This is a genomic window from Rhodococcus sp. Leaf225, from assembly GCF_001426145.1.
Taxonomy (GTDB): Bacteria; Actinomycetota; Actinomycetes; order Mycobacteriales; family Mycobacteriaceae; genus Rhodococcoides.
The window spans coordinates 522210-538576 of sequence record NZ_LMRN01000009.1; the positions used below are offsets into that span (position 1 = coordinate 522210).

A 16367-nucleotide genomic window follows, 5' to 3' on the forward strand; every position below is an offset into this window, starting at 1 on the left:
GCATGCGTGTACTCGTCACCGGACACCAGGGATACCTCGGTACCGTCATGGTTCCGCTCCTGCAGGAGCGTGGTCACACCGTGGTGGGGCTCGACAGCGGCCTGTTCGCGGACTGCGTTCTCGGTGACGCACCCGCGGATCCGGTCACCCTGGCCACGGATCTGCGCGACGTCGTAGCCGCCGATCTCACGGGTGTCGACGCGGTGGTGCACCTCGCCGCACTGTCGAACGATCCGCTCGGCACGCTGGCGCCGGAGATCACGCACGACATCAATCACCATGCCTCCGTGCGTCTCGCACGTGCCGCGAAGGATGCGGGGGTGGGCCGGTTCCTGTACGCGTCCACCTGTTCGGTCTACGGCGCCGCCGGTCAGGACGCGGTCACGGAGGACGCGGTGCTGAGGCCCCTCACCCCCTACGCCTTGAGCAAGGTGCGCGTCGAGGACGACGTCGCGGCCATGGCGGACGACAGCTTCGCGCCGGTGTTCCTCCGCAACGCGACGGCCTTCGGCTACTCACCGCGGCTGCGGGCGGACATCGTGGTCAACGATCTCACGGCGTCGGCGTTCCTCACCGGACGCATCGTCGTCAAGTCCGACGGCACGCCGTGGCGACCCCTCGTGCACGCGCGAGACATCGCGTACGCCTTCGCGGCCGCGCTCGAGGCGCCGGTCGACCGAATTCGGAACCGGGCGTTGAACATCGGCACCGAGGCGAACAACGTGACGGTGCGCGACATCGCCGAGACGGTCGCCGACGTGACGGGTGCCGAGGTGGTGGTCACCGGAGAATACGGCGCCGACCCGCGGTCTTACCGCGTCGACTTCTCCGCGGCGCGAGAGGTGTTGCCCGCCTTCGTCCCCGAGTGGAGTGTCCGAGCCGGCGCTGAAGAGCTGGTCGCCGCATACGCCCGCCACGGTCTCACCGCGGACGCACTGGCGCAGCGCTTCACGCGTCTGGCCCGCGTCACCGAGCTCCAGCGGACCGGCGCGATCGACGAGAACCTCCGCAGGACGCGGGTGGGTGTCGGCAGTGCGTGAGAGATCACCCGCCGGCGACGAGGTCGCGCCAGGACCGCGCTGCCGCGTCCCGGTCGCTCACGATGCTCGGCGTCCCGCGCCAGCGGATCGCCAGATCCGCGTCGTCCCAGCGGACGCCCACGTCCTCGGAGGGTTCGTGCGGACGGTCGATCCGGTAGCACACGTCTGCGGTCTCGCCCAGGGTGAGGAAGCCGTGCAGGAAGCCGGGGGGCACGAACAGGTGCGCGCACTCCACGTCGTCGAGCACGACGTCGAACCACTGACCGAAGGTGGGCGACTCCGTTCTGGTGTCCACCAGGACGTCCTGGACGGCGCCGCGGGCGCACCGCACCAACTTGGCCTCGCCTCGGCCTCCTCGCCCGTGCAGGCCACGCAGAACGCCGCCGGCGGAACGGGACTGGGAGTCCTGACGGAAATCAGCGGCTCTCGTGGACAGGGTCGTGTGCTCGGCGATCGCCGCGTCGAAGATCTCGGTGTCGAAGGTCCTCGTGAAGAAACCCCGATCGTCGCGATGCGGGGTGGGCAGGAAGAGCAGGACGTCTCGCAGAGGTGTGGTCTCGACGCGCATGAGTCCAGTGTCGCCGACGGGTGCTCCCCGCGTACGACGAGCCGGAGAATCTCATGAGTTCGTGCAGAGCCTGCGCCTCGGCGACGGTGTCCACGGTGCTCGATCTCGGTCTCGTGCCGGCCGCGGACAGTTTCCCGACGGCCGAGTCCTCTCCCGAGGGCGACGAGATGCATGCTCTCGCGATGGGCCTGTGCACGACGTGCGGCCTGGCACAGCTCCTGGACGACGACACCCGCGCGAATGAGCCGCGTGGAGTGGAGCCGGAGGCGTTGACGCGAGCCGCTTCTCGGGCGATGGACGAGATCGTGCGACGCGGGTGGCTCCCCGACGGCGCCGTGGTCCGCGAGTACGGAAGCCCCCACGGTGGGTCCTGGATCCCCGACGTGAGATCCCGTGGCGTCGCGGATGCCGTTCCGGCCGTGGCGGGTTCGCGCTCCGCCGACCTCGTCGTCGACGGTTTCGGGCTGATGCACGAGCCGGACCAGGCGGCCGCTCTGCGTGAACGTCGGGCGCTGCTCGGCGACGGCGGCGTACTGGTGCTGCAGGTCCACTCCTTCATGACCATCGTGCGGGATCGCCAGTGGACGGCGCTCCGCCACGGACACTTCGCCTACTGGTCGTCGACCGCGCTCGAGACCGCTCTGTGGGCAGCGGGTCTGATGCCCACCGGGTGTTGGGAGTCGGACCTCTACGGCGGGACTCTCCTGGTCTCGGCGATGCGCGACGACTCGGTGCGCCTCCCGGTGTGGGAGGACGACCTCGTGACGGCACGGCGCGTGCGGGAAGCCGAGGCTGCCGCCGCCGTCACCGATCCCACCGTCGTGTCGTCCCTCGGAGCAGCCGCCGTCGCCGAGGTCGAGGCGGTGCGGGCGAGACTCGGCGCGTCGTCTCGCGCGGGTGTGACGCTCGCCGCGTACGGAGCGGCGTCGCGCGCGGTCGCTCTGTTCGCGATGGCGGGGGTGACCACGGAGACGGTCGGCGCGGTCGTCGATGCGTCCCCGGCGAAATGGGGCCGCCGCATGCCGGGTACGGACGTTCCCATCGTCGGCCCGGAATGGCTGTACACCCATCGTCCCGACCGTGTGGTGGTGACCGTCCCGGATCTCCTCCCGGAAGTCGCTGCGGCACATCCGGAGATGTCGTTCGTCGATCTCGACTCGGCCACGGAAGGACTCCGCTCATGACCGCTCCGCTCTCGGTGTGCATCCCGGCCTACGAGGCCGCGCGCACCCTGGAGACCACACTGGCCTCCGTCCTGGACCAGGACGAGGACATGGAGGTCCTGGTGCTCGACAACGCGAGCACCGACGCGACCGGCGACATCGCCCGCTCCTTCCGCGACGAGCGCGTCCGGATCGTGCGGAACGACCGGGTGCTCGCCATCGGGGACAACTGGAACGCGGCCGTGCGGGCCTCGACGGGCCGGCTCGTCAAGGTGGTGTGCGCCGACGACGTGCTCCGTCCCGGTGCGCTGGCGGGACAGCAGGCCGTACTGGACGATCCCGGGATCGCGGTGGTCTCGTCCAAGTTCGAGGTGATCGACGAGCAGGGGTCGGTGAAGGAGACCGGGCTCGGCCTCCCCGGCCTGCTCGGTCGACGCCCGGGCAAGGACCTCGCGGGCATCATCGTGCGCCGCGGTCCCGCCGAGTTCGGGCCGACCGCGGCCACCACCTTCCGCAGGGATCTGTTCGACCGGGTCGGCGGTTTCCGCGGCGACCTGGTGTTCCCGATGGACGTCGATCTATTCGCTCGCATGGGCGCTCACGGGGACTTCCACGGCGTCTCCACCATCGACGCAGCGTGGCGCGACTCGACCTTCAACCTGTGCAGCCGGACGTCGAGCTACAGCAAGCTCAGCGAGTCGGTCCGGCTGCATCACCGTCTCGCACGCGAACTCCCGGCTCTGGTCTCCACCGGCGACGTCCTCGCCGGAGACGGACGCATTCTCGGCGCCGTGCTCACCCGGTTACGTGCGCGAGCCGGCGACGTGGCCGACCGCCTCCTGCGGCGCTGATGCTGCGGCTCGCCCGAGACGTCCTGCTCGTGGGCTTCGGCACCTACGGTCAGTTCCTCGTCACGCTCGTCACCCTGCCGCTGACAGCCCGGCTGCTCGGAACCGAAGGAGTCGGGCTCGTCGCGGTGGGGATGTCGGCGTACTTCCTCGGCTCGGTTCTCGTCGATCTCGGTGCCACGCAGTACTTCGCTGCGCGCGTCGACGACCCCGACATCACGCAGGTGCGTGGCGCGTATGCGGTGGTGCGGTGCGGCCTCTTCGCCGTGCTCGCCGTCGCGGCGCTGGTCGGGTGGGCCGCCGGTGTGGACGGGGCCGCCCGGATGATCCTGCTCGGGGCGGTCGCCGGGGGTGTCTGGTCACTGTCGGAGGACTGGCTGCTGATCGGTCGTGGCCGCTTCGGTGCCTCCACCGCGTACCAGGCCGCCGGACGTGTGGCATACCTGGTGGCGCTGGTCGTTCTGCTGCCGCAGTTCCCGTCGCCCGAGGTCGCGCTGGCCTGTCTGGGCGGTTCGTCCATCGTGACCGTGATCGCCACCGGCGTGGACGCCGACCGGCACTTCGGACGCCTCGTTCCCTCGTGGCGAGTCGGTGACACTCTGAGAACGGCGGCACCGGTGCTCGCGTCGCGGCTCCTGCTGACCGGCTACGGACAGGGCGGCGCGGCGGCGTACTCCACGGTGCTCGACGCGGTCTCCCTGGGCCTGTTCTCGGCCGCGGACCGGCTGGTCCGAGCGGGACAGTCGGTTCTCGATCCGATCGGGTTCGCGCTGCTCCCGCGGATGACCCGAATTCGGGACGGCCAGGCCTTCCGGGCGCGGACGATGCAGGGTGCGGCGGGGTGTCTCGCACTCGCGGTCGTCGCCGCGGCAGGGCTGACGCTCGTGGCCCCCCTGGTGATCCGCATCGTCTACGGCACCGAGTTCGCCGAGGCGACCGACCTGTTGCGCATCCTCGCCTGGATCCTCCCAGCCACCACGCTCACGTCCTACGTCACCACCGCCGTGCTGCCGGCGCAGGGTCGGACGTCCACGGTCCTCGGCGGCGCCGTCCTCGGCGTCATCCTCGCGGCGTCGGCTCTGCTGATCACCTCGGTCACCGGATCGGTCGTGACCATGGTCGTCGGGGTGCTCGTCTCCGAGTGGGCGGTGGCGCTGTGGTTCGTCGCCACGACCGCGCGGACCGTCCTGCGGCGCGAGGCGGACCACCCTGACGTCACCCGTCCCTCCCACGACGACCGCCGAGAGGCCACGCGATGACACACGAGAGATCCTCGGAACTCCAGGAACGTCTGCACCGCCTCGTCCCCGGTGGAAGCCACACGTACGCACGGGGTTCGGATCAGTACCCGGAGCACCTCACCCCGATCCTCACGCACGGCGTCGGCGCCCGTGTGTGGGACGTCGACGACAACGAGTACGTCGAGTACGGGAGTGGTCTGCGCTCGGTCACACTGGGACACGGGTACCGTCCCGTGGTCGACGCCGTGGCGGACGCGGTCGCCAGGGGAACCAACTTCTCGAGGCCGACCGAGCTCGAAGTGCTCGCGGCGGAGGACTTCCTGAGGACCGTTCCCACCGCGGAGATGGTGAAGTTCGCGAAGAACGGCTCCGATGCGACCACCGCGGCCGTCCGCCTGTCGCGCGCGGTCACCGGCCGTACCGAGATCGCGGTCTGTGCGCAGCCCTTCTTCTCGGTCGACGACTGGTTCATCGGGACGACGGAGATGAACGCGGGAATCCCGCACGGCGCGGTGCATCGGTTCCCGTTCGACGACACCCCTGCGCTGGAACGGATCCTGGCCGATCACGACATCGCGTGCGTCGTCATGGAGGCAGCCGGTGCGCTGGCCGAACCGTCACCGGGGTATCTCGAGGCCGTCCGCGCAGCCTGTGATCGACACGGGACCGTTCTCGTGTTCGACGAGATGATCACCGGGTTCCGATGGTCGTCCGCGGGTGCGCAGGGTGTGTACGGCGTGACTCCCGATCTGTCGTGTTGGGGCAAGGCCATGGGCAACGGACTCCCGCTGTCCGCGCTCGCCGGCCGCCGCGATCTGATGGAACTCGGCGGTCTGCGCACGGACTCCGACCGAGTCTTCCTGCTGTCGACGACGCACGGACCGGAGACGACGGGGCTCGCCGCGTTTCGTGCCGTCGTCCGGGCGTACGAGACGGAGGACCCCGTGGGCGCCATGGAGCGCGCCGGCGCCCGGTTGCGTGACGCCGTGACCGAGGTGGCATTCGATGCCGGTGTCGGGGAACACCTTCGGGTCCTCGGACGCCCCAGCTGCCTGGTGTTCGCCACCGCGGATGCCGACGGGGTTCCCTCGCAGTCCTACCGGACTCTCTTCCTGCAGGAGATGCTGTCCCGCGGTGTCCTCGGTCAGTCGTTCGTCGTGTCCGCGGCGCACACGGACTCGGACATCGACCACACGGTCGATGCTGTGCGGGAGGCGGTCCTCGTCTACCGGAAGGCCCTCGAGGCGGGCACCACCGAGGGGCTTCTCCGAGGCCGACCGGTGGCACCGGCTCTGCGTCGGCTCGCGGCACCACGGAGGCTGCCCGATCTCAGACGGTCCCACCTCGAGACGTAGTCAGGATCTCACGCGCCGCTCGCCGGCCAGAGCGCACGGCCCCGTCGAGGTAGCCGGGCCAGCGATCGGCGAGATCCGTTCCTGCCCAGTGCACGCGGTCCGCGGTCAGGTCCTGATGGTGGAAGACGCCTCCGTACGGCGGGATCGCGGTGGGCGCCCCACCCAGCCAGGGTTGCGCCGACCAGGTGATGTCGTCGACACGACGAGGTGACCGCGCCCGAGGGCCGAACAGCCGCACCAGCTCGGCGACGACGATGTCACGGCGATCGGTGCGGGAGAACAGGTCTGCGGCGGCTCGACCGCCACTGAAGGCGACCAGGATGCCGGGCGAGTCCCCTCCGGCGTTGCCGTCGACGATCATCTGGACCGGGCCGTCGACGTCGAGTGCCGTTCCGGTGAGTCCGTTCTCGCGCCACCACGGACTGTCGTACACGACGATGGTCTTCGCGTACTCGCCCATGCGGGAGGTGCGCATCCGGTCCCCGAGTCCGGCGGGGAGCGCGCCGTCGATGTCGGCGGCGCGGGGGAGGGGAACCGCGAGAACCACCGAGGATGCGCGGACTGTGCCGTCCGCGGTGACCACGTCGACTCCGGAGGTGTCCGGCCGGATCGCGATGACGGGTCGAGACGTCTCCGGCGGGGCGGAGAGGTGCTGTGCCACTGCTGATATCAGCGATGCGGTGCCGCCCACGAAGTAGCGTTCCTGCGCTCCGTCACGCACCTCGGCGATCGCCCGCAGGCTGCCGGCCGCGCGCAGGTACTCGAGTGCGGCTCGGGCGGGGACCTCGTCCGGGTCGGCGCCGAAGATCAACCGGAAGAAGCACGTGAGGATGTCGCGGCCGTAGGCGGAGGGAAACATCCGACGCGCGAGAACGTCGGACATCTCGTGATCTCCGGGCCGCCAGGTCGACAGCAGCGGCACCGTGCGGTCGACGGCGCGGACCGCCAGGTCGAGTCGCGCGATACCCGAACCGACGGGGAGCCACTCGCGAACGGGGATGCGCGGCACCTGCCCGTGATATCGGTGGACGCGGCCGGCGGCAGCGAACACTTCGTCCGCACCGCGTCGCCGTCGCGGTTCGGGAGCCGTGTCGACACCGAACTCGGCGGCGAGTGCGCGCACCGCGGTCTGGTCTCCACCGATCCAGTGGGCGCCGTGATCGACGTGGTGACCTTCGGTGTCGACGGTGAGAACCTTGCCGCCGATCCGGTCGGCGGCCTCGAGGACGATGACCGAGCGCCCCGCCCTGGTCAGGTCGAGTGCTGCCACCAACCCGCTGAGCCCCGCCCCGATCACGACCACGTCCCCCGACATATGCCCACCCTACGGGTGGGCATATGTCCTCAGGTCACATCGTGCGTGTCAGCCTCTCCGCCAACAACTTCGCGAACGACGCCGGGTCGTCCAGCTCGCCACCCTCGGCGAGCAGGGCTGTGCCGTAGAGCAGCTTGGCGGTCTCGGCCAGCGCCATCTCGTCCTTCTTCTCCGCATGGGCCTTCTCCAGCGCGGTGACCAGCGCGTGGTCCGGGTTGAGCTCGAGGATGCGCTTGGTCTTGGGGACCGGCTGGCCGGAGGCGCGGTACATCTTCTCGAGCTGCGGGCTCAGGGAGAAGTCGTCGCCCACGATGCACGCGGGTGAGGTGGTCAGGCGTGAGGACAGGCGGACCTCCTTCACGTCGTCGGACAGCGTCTCGGCCATCCACGAGGTGAGGTCGGCGAACTGCGCCTTTCGTGCGTCCTTCTCCTCGGTCTCCGCCTCGTCGTCACCCAGGTCCACGGCACCCTTCGCGATGGAGCGGAACGGCTTCCCGTCGAACTCGGGGACGGACCCGGTCCACATCTCGTCGACGGCGTCGGTGAGGATCAGCACCTCGAGCCCCTTGGCGGTGAACGCCTCCATGTGCGGAGAGTTCTCCACCTGCTGACGCGACTCACCGGTCATGTAGTAGATCGCGTCCTGGCCGTCCTTCATGCGAGAGACATACTCCGCCAACGTGGTCGGCTTCTCGTCGCTCTGCGTCGTTGCGAAGGACGACAGCCCGAGGATGGTCTCCTGGTTGTCGTGGTCGGACAGCAGCCCTTCTTTGAGGGCACGGCCGAACTCGGTCCAGAACGTGCTGTACTTCTCCGGCTCGTTCGCCTGGAGATCCTTGACTGTGCTCAGCACCTTCTTGGTCAGGCGGCGACGGATGGCGCGGATCTGGCGGTCCTGCTGCAGGATCTCGCGAGAGACGTTCAGCGACAGATCGGCTGCGTCGACGACACCCTTGACGAAGCGCAGGTACTCGGGCACGAGTTCCTCGCAGTCGTCCATGATGAAGACGCGCTTGACGTACAGCTGGATACCGATCTTCGATTCGCGCATGAACAGGTCGAACGGCGCACGCGACGGAATGAACAGCAGCGCTTGGTATTCGAAGGTGCCCTCGGCCTTCATGGGAATGACCTCGAGCGGCTCGTCCCATGCATGGCTGACGTGGCGGTAGAACTCGGTGTACTCGTCCTCTGAGACGTCGTCCTTCGACCGCGTCCAGAGCGCCTTCATCGAGTTGACGGTCTCGTCCTCGAGCACCGTCGTGGCGTCGTCGCCCTCGCCGGTGGTCTTCTCGACCTGCATACGGATGGGCCATGCGATGAAGTCGGAGTAGCGCTTGACCAGCTCGCGGATCTTGTGCTCGGACGTGTAGTCGTAGAGGTGATCCTCGTCGTCGGCCGGCTTCAGGTGCAGGGTCACGGCGCTGCCCTGAGGCGCGTCGGACACCTCCTCGATGGTGTACGTGCCCTCACCGCTGGACTCCCAGCGCGTCGCGGTGTCCTCACCCGCGCGCCGGGTCACGAGGGTGACCTTGTCGGCCACCATGAACGTGGAGTAGAAGCCGATGCCGAACTGGCCGATGAGCTCCTCGGACGCGGCCGCGTCCTTCGCTTCCTTCAGCTTCGCGCGGACCTCGGCGGTGCCCGACTTCGCGAGCGTGCCGATGAGATCGACGACCTCGTCGCGCGACATGCCGATGCCGTTGTCCCGCACGGTGAGGGTGCGGGTTTCCTTGTCGATCTCCAGGTCGATGTGAAGATCGGAGGTGTCGGCGCCGAGATCCTTGTTCTGGAACGACTCGAGTCGCAGCTTGTCCAGCGCGTCCGACGAGTTGGACACCAACTCGCGGAGGAACGAGTCCTTGTTGGAGTAGACCGAGTGGATCATCAGATCCAACAGCTGCCGGGTCTCGGCCTGGAACTGCATTTCTTCGACGTGCGCGGTCACGTGACTCCCCTGATCGAAACAAGTGCCTGGTGGACCCTCGTATTTTACGGCAACCGTGCCTGCGTTCCCGCATGCCTCTTCCCCCGTAACAGTCCGCACGGTACGGTTTTCGAAGGCCGGGGCTCTCCCATCGGAAGGTGTGTGTCATGGTGCGAATCGGACTACGGCGAGTGGTCGGTGGAGTGCTCGCCGCCGGAGCCGTCACGGCGGGATCGGTGCTGGCAGGGGCGGGAACCGCCTCCGCGGAGCCGACCTACGTCGGGCCGCTGTACTACGAGGTGGTGCCGGGGATCTTCCCCACGTGTCCGGACGTCGCTGCTGCGGAGCGCGCCAAGGGCACCACGATCCTGGTCGACTGCATTCGCTGGTTCGGACCTCAGCGTGGTTTCTCGCTGACTCCGTACCAACTCATCGCCGGCATCGCACCCCTCGACGGCAGTTAGCCGGCTCGTGTCCTGATCGTGACGTGAGTACAGGTAACGACGCCACGAAAGAGACCGATGGGTATGTCAGAGGGGGCGGCGACCGGCCGGCTCCGGACAGGAGTCGACATGTCGTTCTCGATGAGCACACGGGCCGCCGTCGCGGCCGCCCTGGTCGCCGGCGCCGCGGTGCTGGGGGCATGTTCGGCTCCGGACCAGGTGACGTCGGCGACGGCGGTTCCGGCGCCCGCTGACACCTCAATCGTGACGCCGACGGGGACATCGGTCGTTGCGCCGACGGGAACACCGGTCACGGCCCCGATCGAGCCGCCCACCGGTGCCGCGTCGGATCAGCCCGACGCCGAGGAACCGTCGGCCGAGCAGCCGCAGTCCACCGTGCGATCAGGAGAGTCGGCAGGGTCGGCGGACGCACTCCCGCGTCCGGGGTCGCAGGAGGTGTCGGTGGATCCCGAGCTCTTCCGCGACAGTGGCGGGGCGGGTGAGGGGTACTACTTCCGGACACCGTCGGGGAACGTGTCGTGCGGGCTCTTCCCGAACGGAACCTCGGTCGGATTCCTGGGATGCCAGGCCGTGTCCAGTGTCGCTCCCGACGAGGGCGAGGTCTGCTCGAACGGTGCCACCAGCAGGTACGCCGTCCGCGTGGAGAGCACCGGGCCGATCCACTACTGCACGAATCAGGGCTATTTCACCGGCTCGGAGAACATCCGCACACTGCAGTACGGCGAGGTGATCAACACGGGGCAGAGCTTCTGCGTCTCTCGGGAGGACGGAGTCGCGTGCGCCCGCGTCGGCTCGAACGCGTTCTTCCTCTCCCGTGACGAGAACACCACCCTGCGGTGACCTCGGTCAGCGGTGGTCGATCGTCGTGCGTATCCGCGTCGTCGACGGGGCCGCGGGTGTGGACCCGAATCCGAACCGCACCGGCGGCTCCACCGGCGACAGGTGTCCCAAATCGTCGCCCTTCCACGATGCCGTCGCGCCGACGATGCTGCGCTGCCCTCGCGCTCCGTAGTATTCGCGCCGCCCACCGCCGGCGGTGCCCCTGGTCCGCACGCCGCGCATCACGACCCGCGCGATCGGGTCGCTCACCGTACAGAACCAGGGTGCGGTGACCACCGACGTCGGTGCGAGGGTGAGCAGTCGACCCAGCAGGGTCGGGCCGCCGATCTGGAACGACACCTCGAGATCACCCGCGGAGACGCCGACTCGGTCACCTCGGCGGTGATACGAGACGTCGGTGATGGTCGTCGTGTCGAAGTGGTAGGTCGCGGTGACGAACTCGCGGACCGCGTCGGACGGTGCCAGCAGAAGGCGCTCGCCGTCCGCGAACTCGACCATGACATCGGTGAAGTCGCCCAGCGGCGACGACGTCCAGTGGCCGACGACGATCCTGGTTCCGCTGGAGGTCCCGAGACCGGCGATGTCGCCGTCGAAGATCGATCGTGTCACCGGCTCGACAGTAGCGTCGACGCGGCACTGTGAGGCGATCGAGGTTCGGGGGAGCCCCCGACTGGGCATCATGGAGGCATGGCTGACACTGCGACATCCGAATCCGGCGGGGCTCCGACCATCTTCGTGCTCTTCGGGGCGACGGGAGACCTTGCCAAGCGCATGGTGCTGCCGGCGTTCTACGAACTTGCGCAGGAAGGACTGCTGCCCGAGCAGTGGGCGTTGGTGGGCAACGGTCGAGGTGAGAAGACCGACGACGAGTTCCGCGAGCACATCCGCGCGGCGCTCGAGGAGTTCGGTCCCGGGGAGGGTGTCGACAGCATCGACGAGAAGGTGTGGTCGTCGTTCGCGGACCGTGTTCGCTTCGCGGGCAACGGATTCACCGCCGACGATCCGGGTGACCTGCCGTCGGTCATCGGAGACGTGAAGGACGAGCTGGGCGGCGACGTGCAGCTCGTGCACTACATCGCGCTGCCGCCCTCGACCTTCATCGACTACACCGAGGCGCTCGGCGCACACGATCTCGCCGAGGGCGCGCGGGTGGTCTACGAGAAGCCGTTCGGCACGTCGCAGGAGAACTTCGAGAAGCTCGACGAGGCGGTCCATGCCATCGTCGACGAGAAGCAGGTCTATCGGATCGACCACTTCCTCGGCAAGGAGAACACCCAGAACCTGCACATCCTGCGCTTCGCGAACGGGATGATCGAGGGGATCTGGAACCGGGAACACGTGGAGCAGGTGCAGATCGACGTGCCGGAGACGCTGGACATCGACGACCGTGCCGAGTTCTACGACGCCACGGGTGCCGTGCTCGACATGTTGGTGACGCACCTGTTCCAGGTCGCGGCGGAGGTGGCCATGGAGCCCCCACTCAGCCTCGGTGCGGACGACCTGCAGACTGCCCGCGAGTCGGTCATCGCGGCGTTCCGCCCGCTCGACACGTCCGAGGTGGTCCTCGGTCAGTACCGCGGCTACCAGGACGTCGAGGGGATCGCGGACGATTCGTCGACCGACACGTTCGTCGCCGCACGCATGTGGGTCGACACCGACCGGTGGCGCGACGTTCCCTTCGTCCTGCGCACCGGCAAGATGCTGGGAACCAGCACGCAGCGGGTGTCGCTGGTGTTCCGTCGCCCCGAGGGACCGGTGAAGCACCTGCCGGCCGACGGCGCCGTGCTGACGTTCGACCTGTCGGGCGACGGCCGAGTGGACATCGCCATGACGGTCAAGGAGCCCGGCCCCGGCGAGGACCTCGGGATCGGTCGGATGTCGCTCGACCTGTCGACGGTGTCGGACGCCGAGCCGCTGTCGCCCTATTCACGACTCATTCTCGACGTACTCGACGGTGACCGGTCGTTGTTCACCCGTCCCGACGGACTGGCTCACGTGTGGGAGGTCGCCGCACCGTTGTTGACCTCTCCGCCGGCCGTGCTCCCGTACGAGCCCGGCTCGATGGGACCCGAGGCAGCGAACGACTTGGCCTCTCCCTGTGGTTGGTTGGTGACCGGAGGCAAGTGACCGAACTCGCGATGGTCATGCTCGGGGAACGAGCATGACCATCGCGAGGTAGAGCAGGGCGACGGTGCCGAACGAGACGAGGGCGCCGACCACGGTGAGGGCGCGCACCAGGCTGGGATCCCATCCGGTGTACGCGGCGACACCGCCGCAGACCCCGGCGATCCAGGCGTCGTCTCGGCTTCGCGTCAGCTGCGTGGTGTGGTTCGGGTTCGGGTGGACGGTGGAGTTGCTCTCGTGGAATGTCATGTCTCCATCCTGAGTTCCGCCCGGGCGCTGCACCATCGGTGACCACCCCGAGACGTACCCTGAAACTCCGCCTGTCACGGCATCTGCTGTTCACCCCGTGATCACCGTCCCGTCTCCGGCGGCTCGTAGGTTCCTGGCGTGACCGCTCTCGATGACTTCGCCCTGTCCCGGATCGTGGACCTCTCGGACACCTCGTCGTTCAGCGTGCGGGACGACGACGACGACGACCCCGTGTTGCTGACCGGTGACGGAGTCCCGGTGGACACCTGGCGCCAGGCGTACCCGTACGACGAACGGATGCCGCGCGCGGAATACGAAGGTACGAAACGTCTTCTGCAGATCGAGTTGCTGAAGCTGCAGATGTGGATCAAGGAGACCGGTGGCCGCCACGTCATCGTCTTCGAAGGTCGCGACGCCGCCGGCAAGGGCGGCACGATCAAGCGCTTCATGGAGCATCTCAACCCTCGCGGTGCGCGGGTGGTGGCACTCGAGAAGCCGTCGCCACGCGAGTCGACGGAGTGGTACTTCCAGAGGTACGTCACCCACCTACCGGCTGCCGGAGAGCTGGTCCTGTTCGACCGCTCCTGGTACAACCGGGCCGGCGTGGAACGTGTGATGGGATTCTGCAGCGACGAGCAGTATCACCGATTCCTGCACCAGGCACCGTTGTTCGAGCAGATGCTCGTCGACGACGGAGTGCAGCTGACCAAGTTCTGGTTCTCGGTGTCCCAGCTCGAACAGCGGACGCGCTTCGCCATCCGCCAGGTCGATCCGGTACGGCAGTGGAAGCTCTCGCCCATGGACCTCGCCTCCCTGGACAAGTGGGACGCGTACACGAGGGCCAAGGAGGACATGATCCGGTTCACCCACACCGATCACGCCCCCTGGACGACGGTGAAGAGCAACGACAAGAAACGCGCCCGCCTCGAGGCGATGCGCTTCGTGCTGAACAGCTTCGACTACTCGAACAAGGACCACGAGGTGGTGGGGCGCCCGGATCCGTCCATCGTCGGACTTGCGGAACCGGACACCGACTGACCTAGCGGGTACCGCCCCCGAGCGTCCGCCACAGGAACGTGTACGCCAGCGCGGACTTGAATGCGGCCTGCGCGTTGTCGGCCGCACCGCCGTGGCCGCCCTCGATGTTCTCGTAGTAGGAGACGTCGTACCCGTACTCCTCGAGGAGGGCGTCCATCTTGCGCGCGTGCCCGGGGTGCACACGGTCGTCCCTCGTCGACGTCGTGATGAGGATCGGCGGATACACACCGATCGAGTTCCCCGGCGGTGAGACGTTCTGGTACGGGCTGTACTCGGAGATGAAGGCCCACTCGTCGGGATCGTCGGGATCTCCGTACTCGGCCATCCACGACGCCCCGGCCAGCAGGCGGTGATACCGCTTCATGTCCAGGAGCGGCACCTGACACACGATGGCGCCGAACGACTCCGGGTACTTGGTGAGCATGATGCCCATGAGCAGGCCGCCGTTGCTGCCGCCCTGCGCGCCCAACTGGTCCGGGGTGGTGATGCCGCGCTCCACCAGATCGCTCGCGACCGCCGCGAAGTCCTCGTGCACCTTGTGTCGACCGGACTTCAGCACCTCGGTGTGCCACGACGGCCCGTACTCGCCGCCGCCGCGGATGTTCGCCACCACGTAGGTACCGCCCCGAGCCAGCCAGGCCGCGCCGACCACGCCGCTGTAGGAGGGGGTGAGTGAGACCTCGAAACCGCCGTATCCGTAGAGGAGGGTGGGGCCTGCGGCCGTCGGACGGTCCTGCGTTCCGGGGTTCCGTACGACGAAGTAGGGCACGCGTGTGCCGTCGAGTGAGGTGGCGAAGTACTGCTCGACCGCGAGGCCCGTGGTGTCGAAGAACGCGGGAGCGGACTTCAGGGCCTCGGGTTCGGTCCCGACGGTGCCCACCAGAAGAGTGGACGGAGTGAGGTGGCCGCTCGCGTCGAGGAAGTATTCGTCACCGCCGAACTCGGGGTCGGTGCCGATGACGGTGACGTCGACGGCGTCCGGGAGCCCCTGCAGGCGTTCGGAGGTGACCGTGTCGCCCAGCGTCACCACGTGCACGCTGGAGCGGACGTCCTCGAGCAGCACCATCAGCAGATGGTTCTCGGTCCACGCGTACTGGTGCAGCGACGTGCGGGCGTCGGGAGCGAAGACGACGACCAGATCCCTTGCACCGGAGAGGAACTCGTCGATCTTCGCGGCCACCAGCGACCCTGCGGCGTACTCGGTGCCGTCGACGGTCCATGCGGTCGTCAGGCGAACGGTCAACCAGTTCTCGTGCAGGGACACCGAGGCATCGGTGGGCACGTCGAGGACCGTGGTCGATCCGTCGTCGTGAAGAATGGAGGTGACGGCATTGAAGAAGTCGGTGGCGCGCTGGACCAGGCTGCGCTCGAAGCCGGGCGTCGCATCGTGCGAGGCGGACACCGCGACGTCGGTCTGCTCACCCTCGTACACGACGGGAGCCTCTGCGAGAGGAGTTCCACGGAGCCACCGGTGTGCGCGCCGGGGGTACCCGGAATCGGTGAGCGACCCGGGTCCGAGATCCGTGCCGACGAAGACCGTGTCCGCGTCGATCCAGTCGATGTCCGTCTTGGCCTCGGGGACGACGAAGCCACCCTCGTCGGGTGCGACGAAGGAGCGGGACGTGAGCGAGTACTCGCGGATCACCGATGCGTCCGCGCCGCCGCGCGACAGGGAGATCAGCGCGCGGTCGAACGACGGACGGAGCACCTGCGCGCTCTTCCACACCCAGTTCTCGCCCTCGGCCTCGGCGAGAGCATCGAGATCGATGATGACGTCCCAGGCGGGACTGTCCTTCCGGTACTCCTTCATGGTGGTGCGCCGCCACAGCCCGCGGGGGTGCGACGCGTCCTTCCAGAAGTTGTAGAGGTGGTCGCCGCGCTTGCGCGCGTACGGGATGCGCGCGTCGGTGTCGAGAATGCTCCGGATGTCGGTCTCGAGCGTCCGGAACTCGTCGTTCGCGGTGAACTCGTCGACCGTGCGCTCGTTACGGGCACGCACCCACTCGAGGGCGGCGTCGCCGGTCACGTCTTCGAGCCACTCGTACTTGTCGGTCACACGCACCATTCTGCCCGTGGGGCGACACCGCCGCCGCGTGCGGAAACAGCGCGTGGAGGAATCGTAGTGGCATCAAAACAAGATCACGGTATGTTTATAGGGTAGTATCATGCCACAAAGGACGGAAAGAGTCCGTATT

At 68.1% G+C, this 16367-nt stretch carries 15 protein-coding genes; 9 read left to right on the plus strand and 6 right to left on the minus strand.

The features are described 5' to 3' along the window. The first annotated feature begins 2 nt into the window (after positions 1-2). Complete coding sequence (locus ASG69_RS06825) at positions 3-1040, plus strand: NAD-dependent epimerase/dehydratase family protein (RefSeq protein WP_056442278.1); 1038 nt, start codon at positions 3-5, stop codon at positions 1038-1040. A gap of 4 nt (positions 1041-1044) precedes the next feature. Here ASG69_RS06825 and ASG69_RS06830 read toward each other — a convergent pair whose 3' ends face one another. Beyond that, positions 1045-1608, minus strand: coding sequence for a dTDP-4-dehydrorhamnose 3,5-epimerase family protein (locus ASG69_RS06830; protein ID WP_027506284.1), 564 nt, complete (start codon positions 1606-1608; stop codon positions 1045-1047). Between the two features lie 53 nt (positions 1609-1661). Here ASG69_RS06830 and ASG69_RS06835 point away from each other — a divergent pair, with 53 nt between their 5' ends. The 4 genes from ASG69_RS06835 to ASG69_RS06850 are packed head-to-tail and all read left to right on the plus strand — an operon-like array spanning position 1662 to position 6215. Continuing rightward, positions 1662-2792, plus strand: coding sequence for a class I SAM-dependent methyltransferase (locus ASG69_RS06835; RefSeq protein WP_056442282.1), 1131 nt, complete (start codon positions 1662-1664; stop codon positions 2790-2792). Beyond that, complete coding sequence (locus ASG69_RS06840) at positions 2789-3622, plus strand: glycosyltransferase family 2 protein (RefSeq protein ID WP_056441485.1); 834 nt, start codon at positions 2789-2791, stop codon at positions 3620-3622. The genes ASG69_RS06835 and ASG69_RS06840 overlap by 4 nt, the downstream gene beginning before the upstream one ends. Beyond that, a complete protein-coding gene (locus ASG69_RS06845; protein ID WP_056441488.1) occupies positions 3622-4878 on the plus strand; it encodes a lipopolysaccharide biosynthesis protein in 1257 nt (418 codons plus the stop codon). Before ASG69_RS06840 ends, ASG69_RS06845 begins: the two co-directional genes overlap by 1 nt. Beyond that, positions 4875-6215 carry a glutamate-1-semialdehyde 2,1-aminomutase gene (locus tag ASG69_RS06850; protein WP_056441491.1) on the plus strand — a complete coding sequence of 447 codons (1341 nt, stop codon included), beginning with the start codon at positions 4875-4877 and terminating at the stop codon, positions 6213-6215. Before ASG69_RS06845 ends, ASG69_RS06850 begins: the two co-directional genes overlap by 4 nt. Here ASG69_RS06850 and ASG69_RS06855 read toward each other — a convergent pair. Both ASG69_RS06855 and htpG read right to left on the minus strand, forming a co-directional pair. Beyond that, positions 6190-7530: a flavin monoamine oxidase family protein gene (locus ASG69_RS06855; protein ID WP_056441494.1), complete on the minus strand. Its 1341-nt coding sequence runs from the start codon at positions 7528-7530 to the stop codon at positions 6190-6192. The two genes, ASG69_RS06850 and ASG69_RS06855, sit on opposite strands and share 26 nt — an antisense overlap. 34 nt (positions 7531-7564) lie before the next feature. After that, positions 7565-9457 (minus strand): molecular chaperone HtpG, encoded by a 1893-nt coding sequence (gene htpG, locus ASG69_RS06860; protein ID WP_414891291.1) that lies wholly within the window; start codon positions 9455-9457, stop codon positions 7565-7567. 167 nt (positions 9458-9624) lie between these two features. Here htpG and ASG69_RS06865 point away from each other — a divergent pair, with 167 nt between their 5' ends. Both ASG69_RS06865 and ASG69_RS06870 read left to right on the plus strand, forming a co-directional pair. Then, positions 9625-9921, plus strand: a complete 297-nt coding sequence (locus ASG69_RS06865) for a hypothetical protein (RefSeq protein WP_056441499.1) — start codon at positions 9625-9627, stop codon at positions 9919-9921. Between the two features lie 108 nt (positions 9922-10029). Further along, complete coding sequence (locus ASG69_RS06870; RefSeq protein WP_056441502.1) at positions 10030-10761, plus strand: hypothetical protein; 732 nt, start codon at positions 10030-10032, stop codon at positions 10759-10761. A gap of 6 nt (positions 10762-10767) precedes the next feature. On the opposite strand, the gene ASG69_RS06875 is transcribed toward ASG69_RS06870, so the two are convergent. Continuing rightward, positions 10768-11370: a hypothetical protein gene (locus tag ASG69_RS06875; RefSeq protein ID WP_027506292.1), complete on the minus strand. Its 603-nt coding sequence runs from the start codon at positions 11368-11370 to the stop codon at positions 10768-10770. Between the two features lie 78 nt (positions 11371-11448). Here ASG69_RS06875 and ASG69_RS06880 point away from each other — a divergent pair, with 78 nt between their 5' ends. Then, complete coding sequence (locus tag ASG69_RS06880; RefSeq protein WP_056441505.1) at positions 11449-12888, plus strand: glucose-6-phosphate dehydrogenase; 1440 nt, start codon at positions 11449-11451, stop codon at positions 12886-12888. 15 nt (positions 12889-12903) lie between these two features. Here ASG69_RS06880 and ASG69_RS06885 read toward each other — a convergent pair whose 3' ends face one another. Beyond that, positions 12904-13134 (minus strand): PspC domain-containing protein, encoded by a 231-nt coding sequence (locus tag ASG69_RS06885; protein WP_037186123.1) that lies wholly within the window; start codon positions 13132-13134, stop codon positions 12904-12906. 171 nt (positions 13135-13305) lie between these two features. Between ASG69_RS06885 and ppk2 the strand changes: the two genes are divergently transcribed. Then, a complete protein-coding gene (gene ppk2 / locus ASG69_RS06890) occupies positions 13306-14172 on the plus strand; it encodes a polyphosphate kinase 2 (RefSeq protein WP_027506294.1) in 867 nt (288 codons plus the stop codon). 1 nt (position 14173) lies between these two features. Here the strand turns inward: ppk2 and ASG69_RS06895 are convergent, their stop codons facing one another. After that, entirely contained in the window at positions 14174-16237 is a 2064-nt protein-coding gene (locus tag ASG69_RS06895; RefSeq protein WP_056441509.1) for a prolyl oligopeptidase family serine peptidase, read from the minus strand. Positions 16238-16367: the final 130 nt, after the last annotated feature.